Annotated in this window: 1 protein-coding gene; it reads left to right on the forward strand. The window is 71.2% G+C overall.

Features of this window, described 5'->3' with window-relative positions:
* Positions 1–193 precede the first annotated feature (193 nt).
* On the forward strand, positions 194–7,626 hold a 7,433-nt coding region (locus GM672_RS03060), incomplete at its 3' end, for a SpvB/TcaC N-terminal domain-containing protein (RefSeq protein WP_170299901.1).

A 7,626-nucleotide genomic window follows, 5' to 3' on the forward strand; every position in this document is an offset into this window, starting at 1 on the left:
CAGCAAATGGCATGACATCGCAGCGGAGAACTGCAGGTCGCATAAGCCACCAGGGATGTTCACCTTCTCCACCCAGAGTTGATGCCGCTTCCACGGCGTGGCGCGCGCACGCGCCGGCACGCCGTGGTCCCGGCACCGCCCATTGCATCGTCGCGCACCGCGGCTTGCCCGCGGTGGGGAGGAGGAGACCGTGGTGCGTCCAGTTCGACCTGCCGATCCGGGCAGTGGCCCCAGTTCCAGTACCGGCGCCAGTTCTCGTAGCGACGGCAGTTCCAATGCCCGCGCCAGTTCCAATGCCGGAGCAATCCCCGGCATTGCCCTGCCCAAGGGCGGCGGCGCCATTCGCGGTGTCGGTGAAACCTTCAGTGCCAATCCCGTCACCGGTTCGGCCAGCGTGTCGGTCCCCCTCGGCCTCAGTCCCGGGCGGGGCGGCTTCGGCCCGGCGCTGGCGCTATCCTACGATTCGGGCAACGGCAATGGCCCGTTCGGCTTCGGCTGGAACCTGTCGCAGGCGGCGATCCGCCGCAAGACGGACCAGGGCCTGCCCCGCTACCTCGATGACGACACCTACCTGCTGTCGGAAGCGGAAGACCTGGTGCCGGTGTACCGCCAGGATGCGGATGGCAGCTGGGTAGCGGTCCATCCCGGCCACACGCGCGATCCGGTGGAGCACTGGGTGCGCGATGGCGAAGGCCGGCTGCTGCCGCACGAGGACGTGATCGACGGCCACGTCGTGCGGCGCTATCGGCCCCGCATCGAAGGCCCGTTCGCGCGCATCGAGCGGTGGAGCAGGGCGGGCCACCCGGGCGACGTGCACTGGCGCTCCATCACGCCGGCCAACGTGGCAAGCATCTACGGGCGCGATGCCGAATCGCGCATCGCCGATCCGCTCGACCCGACCCGCGTGTATGCCTGGCTGCTGTGCGAAACGCGCGACGATCGGGGCAACGGCATCTGGTACCGCTACAAGGCCGAAGACGGCGCCGGCATCGATATGGCCGCCCCGCACCAGCGCAACCGGGGCGCCGCCGGCGACGTGCGGCGCGGTGCCAACCGCTACCTGAAGCGTATCCTGTACGGCAACCGGGTGCCCCTGCTCGATGCGGCCGGCCAGCGCCCGCGCCAGCTCACGCCGGCCCAATGGCAGGGCGCCGGCTGGATGTTCGAGGCCGTGTTCGACTACGGCGAGCACGCCGTGACGCTGCCCTTGCCGGCGGAATCGCACGCGTGGACGCTGCGTGCCGACCCGTTCTCGTCGTACCGGGCCGGTTTCGAAATCCGCACGGCACGGCTGTGCCGGCGCGTGCTGATGTTCCACCATTTCGACGGCGAGGCCGGTGTCGGCGCCGACTGCCTGGTGCGCTCGACCGATTTCGCCTACTCCGCCGACATCGACCCGTTCGATGTGCGCAACCCGGTCTACGCCTTCCTCCAGGCGGTCACGCAAACGGGCTACCGGCGCACCGGTGCCACGTACGCGGCGCGCGCGCTGCCGCCCGTGGAATTCACGTACACGCAGGCGCAGGTGGGCACCACGGTCGAAGCGGTCGATGACTCCGGGAGCGCGAACCTGCCGGTCGGGCTGGACGGGCGCGTCTACCAGTGGACCGACCTGCATGGCGAAGGTATACCCGGCATCGTCACCGAACAGGCGGGGGCCTGGCACTACAGCCGCAACCTGGGTCCGCTGGGGCAGGGCGCCAGCTTTGCGCCGGCCCGTACGCTGGGCACGCAGCCGAATGCGGCGCTGCAGGCCGGTGCTGCGTTCATGGACCTGGCCGGCGACGGCCTGCCCGACCTGGTGCTGATGGAAGGCGCCTCGCCGGGCCTGTACGAACACGACGAAGCCTTCGGCTGGCAGCCGTTCCGGCCGTTCGACGCCATCCTGGGCCGCAGCCTGGCGGACCCGAACGTGCGCCTGATCGACCTCGATGGCGACGGCCATGCCGACCTCCTCGTCACCGAGGGCGATGCGATGGTCTGGCATGCCGGCCTGGCCGAGGCGGGCTTCGGGCCGGCGCAACGCATCGCGCTGGCGCTGGACGAAGAGCACGGCCCGCGCGTCGTGTTCGCCGATGTGGAAGAGTCGATTCACCTGGCCGACCTGTCCGGCGACGGCCTGGCCGACATCGTCCGCATCCGCAACGGCGAAATCTGCTACTGGCCCAACCTCGGGCACGGGCGCTTCGGCGCGCGCGTGACGATGGACCACGCGCCCCGCTTCGACCATCCTGACCAGTTCGACCGTCGCCGCCTGCTGCTGGCCGATATCGACGGCAGCGGCACCACCGACCTGATCTACCTGCACCGCGAAGGCGTGCGGCTGTACTTCAACCAGTCCGGCAACGGCTGGAGCCTGCCCCGCACGCTGGCTGCGTTTCCCGCCATCGACAGCGCCACCGACGTCGCGGCGGTGGACCTGCTTGGCAACGGCACGGCATGCCTGGTCTGGTCCTCGCCGCTGGCCGGCGCGGCACGCCGGCCCATGCAGTATGTCGCGCTGGTGGGCGACCGGAAGCCGCACCTGTTGACGGGTATCGACAACAACCGGGGTGCGCAGACGCAGGTGCGCTACGCGCCGTCGACGCGCTTCTACCTGCAGGACCAGCGCGACGGCAAGCCCTGGGTGACCCGCCTGCCATTTCCCGTGCACGTGGTGGAGCAGGTCGATACCATCGACCATATCGGCCGCAATCGCTTCGTCACACGCTACGCCTATCACCACGGCCACTACGACGGGGCGGAGCGGGAGTTTCGCGGCTTCGGCATGGTCGAGCAGTGGGACACCGCCAGCATGGCGGCCCTGGCCGATGGCGGCGCGCCGGCGGCCAACCTCGATCCGGCCATGCATGTGCCGCCAGTACGCACCTGCACGTGGTTTCACACGGGCGCGTACCTGGGCGGCCACGTATCGGACTACTTCGCCGGCCTCGTCGACGGACGGGACCGGGGCGAGTACTTCCGCGAGCCGGGCCTGACCGACGCCGAGGCACGCGAGCTGCTGCTGCCCGATACGGTGCTGCCGCCTGGCCTGTCGATGGACGAGGAACGGGAGGCATGCCGCGCGCTGAAGGGGCGCATGCTGCGCCAGGAAGTGTATGCCGAGGACGGCCAGCCGGCCGACCCCGCCAGCGTCCTGCGCGCGGCCGTCCCGTACACCGTGGTGGAATCGAATTACGTGCTGCGGCGACTGCAGCCGCGCGGCGCCAACCGCAACGCCGTGTTCTCCAGCCACGCCGGCGAGACCATCACTTTTCATTACGAACGCGACGGCGCCGACCCGCGCGTCGAGCATGCGCTGACCCTGGAGTTGGACGACGTCGGCAATGTCCTGAAAAGCGCCAGCGTGGCCTGCGCGCGGCGTGCCACCCTGCGCACGGTGGACGGTGCCGGCGTGATGCGAACCGGGCCCAATCCGGCGCTGGCGGCCCTGCATCCGGCCGACCGTGCCAGGCAGGCCACTGCGCTGCTGACCTATACGGAGACGGCCTTTACCGGCGCGATCAACCTGGCCGACACGTGGCGGCAGCCGGCACCGTGCGATACGGCCCGCTACGAACTGACCGGCTACACGGGCACCGGCGCGGCCGGGCGCGTCCAGCCGGTCGACCTGGTCGAGCCGGACCCGGCGCGTCCCGGCCGCCTGCGCCACCGCTACACGGGGGAGGTGGGCTACGAGGCGGCGCCCATTGCCGGCCGCTGCCGCCGCCTCCTGGAGCGCACGCGCACCCTGTACCGGCGCGACGACCTTGCCGCCCTGCTGCCGCTGGGGCAGGCCGGCGCGCTCGGACTGCCGGGCGAGACCTACCAGCTCGCGCTGACGCGCACCATGCTCGATGCGGCATTCCAGCGCCCCCGCACATCCGGCGTGCCCGAAGTGCTGCTGCCGGCGCCCGACCTGGTGCTGCCGGGGAGCGGCGGCTACGTGCGCGGCGCCACGCTGAAGGGCGACGGGCGCTTCCCCGCGGCCGATGCGGACGACCACTGGTGGGCGCCATCCGGGCTGGCTTTCTACAGCACCGGCGTGGCCGATTCGCCGGCAGCCGAGCTGGCGCAGGCCCGGGCGCATTTTTTCCTGCCACGGCGCGAACGCGACCCGTTCGGCAATCACGGCTTCGCCGACCATGACGTTCACGACCTGCTGCTGCGCGAGAAACGCGATGGCCTGGGCAACCGCATCGCCGCCGACGAGATCGACTACCGGGTGCTGCAGCCGCGCATGGTCAGCGACCCGAATGGCAACCGCGCCGCCGTGGCCTTCGACCTGCTCGGGCAGGTGACGGGTACCGCCGTGATGGGCAAGCCGGCGCCGGCGCCGGCCGAAGGCGATACGCTGGCCGGCTTCGCGGCGGACCTGGATGCCGTCCAGGAAGCGGTCTTCTTCGACGCGGCCGACCCGCGCGCCGTGGCGCCAGGCCTGCTGGCCGGTGCCACGACGCGCCTGGTCTATGACCTTGAGCGCTTCCGTCGCAGCCGCCTGGCCCATCCGCTCGACCCGGCGGCATGGCTGCCGCCGGCCGTGGCCACCATCGAGCGCGAGACCCACGTGCATGCACTGGCGCCCGGCGGCACGACGCGCGTGCGCATCGGTATCGCCTATGCCGATGGCCAGGGCCGCGAGATCCAGCGCAAGGCCCAGGCCGAGCCGGGGCCCGTCGCCCCGGACGGGCCGACCGTCGCCACGCGCTGGGTCGGCACCGGCTGGACCATCTTCAACAACAAGGGCCTGCCGGTGCGCCAGTACGAGCCCTTCTTCAGCGCCACGCATGGCTTCGAATTCGCCCACGCAACCGGCGTCAGCGCGGTGCTGTTCTACGACCCGGTGCAGCGCGTGGTGGCAACGCTGCGGCCGGACCACAGCTTCGAGAAGCAGCTGATCCGGGCCTGGGAGCACGCACACTACGACGCCAACGATACCTGCGCGCCCCGCGCCGCACAAACGGGCGACCCGCGTACGGACCGTGATATCGGCGGTTACGTGGCGCCGTATTTTGCCGCGCTGGGACCGGCCGGGGCGGCCTGGCAAACCTGGCACGCGCGGCGCATCGGCGGCGCGCTGGGGCCGCGCGAGCGCGACGCGGCCTTGCGTGCGGCGGCGCATGCCGATACGCCCACCACCATGTGCTTCGATGTGCTGGGCCGTCCCTTCCTGACCCTGGCGCGCAACCGCGTGGCCTGCGCCGGCCATGACCTGGACGGCCAGGAAGAAACCCTGGCGCTGCGGGCCGAGCTGGACATCCAGGGCAATGAGCGGGCCGTGCGCGACTGCATCGTGCAGGCCGGCGATCCGCTCGGCCGGGTCGTGGTGCGGCAGGTGTTCGACATGCTGGGCCGCCAGCTCGTGCGCGCCAGCATGGACGCGGGCTGGCGCTGGCAGCTGGACGACGTGGCCGGGCAGCCGATCCGCACATGGGACAGCCGGGGCCATGACGTGACCCTGCTTTACGACGTGCTGCGCCGGCCGATTGGCCAGCGCGTGCGCGGCACCAGTACCGCATCCGACCCGCGCACCCTGGGGCGCGATATCCTGTTCGACGTCGTCGAGTACGGGGAATCCGTGCCCGGCGCGGCTGACCTGAACCTGCGCACACGCGTGTTCCGCCACTTCGACGGCGCCGGCGTGTCGGTCAACGCCCGCCTGGACAGCGACGGCGATCCGGTCGAGGCATTCGACTTCAAGGGCAACCCGCTGTGCACGACGCGCCGGTTGGCCAGCGATTACCGGGCCATTCCAGACTGGCAGGGGGAGGTGGCGCTGGAAGTGGAAGCGTTCGAAGCGGCGGCACGCTTCGATGCGCTGAACCGGTGCATCCAGTCCGTTGCGCCGCACAGCGACCGGCCGCACGCGCGCCGGCACGTGATCCAGCACGGCTTCAACGAGGCGGGCCTGCTGGAGCGGGTCGATGTGTGGCTGGAGCGGGGCGCCGAACCGGCCGCGCCGATCGATCCGCTGGGGGACGCCCCTTCGGCGGTGGGCATCGCCAACATCGACTACGATGCTCGCGGCCGCCGCGCCCGCATCGACTACAAGAACGGGGCCAGCACCACGTACCGCTACGATCCCGATACCTTCCGGCTGGTACAACTCTACACGCGGCGGGGCGCGGCCTTCGATGGCGACTGCGACAATCCCGCCCCGCCGCCCGCCACGGTGGCCGCGCCGGAAACGCCGCCACCGGCGCTGCCCTGCGGCCTGCGGAACCTGCACTACACCTACGACGCCGCCGGCAACCTGACCCACATCCGCGACGATGCCCAGCAATCCGTGTACTTCCGCAACCGCCGGGTCGAGCCCTCCAGCGATTTCGTCCACGACGCGCTGTACCGGCTGATCCAGGCAAGCGGCCGCGAGCACCTCGGCATGGCCGGCGCGCCGACCTCGCCCGGCCACGGCAACACCTTCCACACGCGCCTGGATCATCCGGGGGACGGCAATGCCCTCGGCACCTATATCGAGCGCTATGTGTACGACGGGGTCGGCAACTTCCTCGCCATGCAGCACCGGGGCAGCGATCCGGTCCATGCCGGCTGGACGCGCGCCTATGGCTACGAGGAGCAGAGCCTGCTGGAGCCGGCCAGCGCCGGCCCGTCGAAGACGGGCAACCGCCTGACGCGCACGGTGCTGAACCCGAACGGCGCGGCGCCGCCGTCGATCGAGGCGTACGGCCATGACGGTGACGGCAACCTGGCGCGCATGCCGCACCTGGGCGGTGGCCTGCCCGGTGCCAACCTGCTGTGGGACTTCGGCAGCCGCCTGCACGGCGTCCTGCTGGGCGGCGGCGGCGCGGCCTGGTATGCCTATGCCGCCTCGGGCGAAAGAATGCGCAAGGTGTGGGAAAAGGCGCCCGGCTTGACCGAGGAACGCATCTACCTGGGCGGCTTCGAACTGTTCCGGACCCATGCCGGGCCGGTCGGACCGGCGCCGGTGCTGGAACGGGAGACCCTGCACGTGGACGCCGGGGGGCAGCGGGTGGCGCTGGTCGAACTGCGCACGGTCGATACGGCCGGCAGCGATGCCGCGCCGGCCCGGCTGATGCGCTACCAGCTCGGCAACCATATCGGCTCGGCCAGCCTGGAGCTGGACCAGCTGGCACAGGTCATCGCCTACGAGGAATATGCCCCCTATGGCAGCACGACATACCAGGCCGTGCGCAGCCAGGCCGAGACGCCGCGCCGCTACCGCTACACGGGCAAGGAGCGCGACGAGGAAAGTGGCCTGTACTACCACGGGTCGCGCTATTACGCGGCCGCGCTGGGGCGCTGGACCGCCTGCGATCCGGCCGGGCTGGTGGACGGCACCAACCTGTACGCCTATGTGCGCTGCCAGCCGATGCAGCTGGTCGACAATTCGGGGCAGGATGCCGCTGCCGTCGCCGACTTCGGCCGCCAGATGGCGACGGCCGGGGGCGGGGCGACGTTGGGCCTGCTTGCCGACGACCTGACCGTCATCGGCGCCGTCGACGACGTGCTGATCCCGGCGGCGATCGTTGTCGGCGTGGTCGGGCTGGCGATCTGGGGCGGCGGCGCGCTGTTCCGGGGCCGGCCGCCGCCGACGGTGCCGCTGCCGGAATGGAATCCGCCGGCGCCACCGCAGGCACCACCTGCACCGCCGCCGACGGCGCCCCC

Origin of the sequence: Pseudoduganella buxea, from assembly GCF_009720835.1 — a bacterium.
GTDB classification, from domain to species: Bacteria; Pseudomonadota; Gammaproteobacteria; order Burkholderiales; family Burkholderiaceae_D; genus Rugamonas; species Rugamonas buxea.